The organism is Rhodococcus sp. MurmanLake-1 (assembly GCF_056945715.1).
This window is the reverse complement of the sequence record NZ_JBWZNF010000090.1, coordinates 1-260: the sequence shown is the minus strand read 5'-3', so window position 1 is coordinate 260 and position 260 is coordinate 1. Positions and strand designations below refer to the sequence as shown.

At 68.1% G+C, this 260-nt stretch carries 1 pseudogene; it reads right to left on the bottom strand.

Going from position 1 to position 260, the window contains the following annotated elements:
• Window positions 1–260, bottom strand: a pseudogene (locus tag AC2ETI_RS32775) (hypothetical protein); the annotation flags it as partial.

Below are 260 nucleotides of genomic sequence, written 5' to 3'. Positions count from 1 at the left end.
CGGGTGGCGGTGGGGTCGAGCGTTTTCCACTGCGCGATCAGGGCGTCTTTGTGGGACTGCAGGGCCGCCTCGAGCGCCGCTGATTCCAGGTGCGGGAGCCGGATCTGCCAGTAGCTGTACTGCTCGTCGGAGGTGTGGCTGATGGTGCACACCGGCTCGGGCTCGGGGACTTCCTCAGCCTCGACCTCGGTTTCCGGCTCGGGTTCGGGCTCGGGTTTCGGTTTGGGGCGAGGTTGAGGGCGGTGCGCAGCTGGCTGACC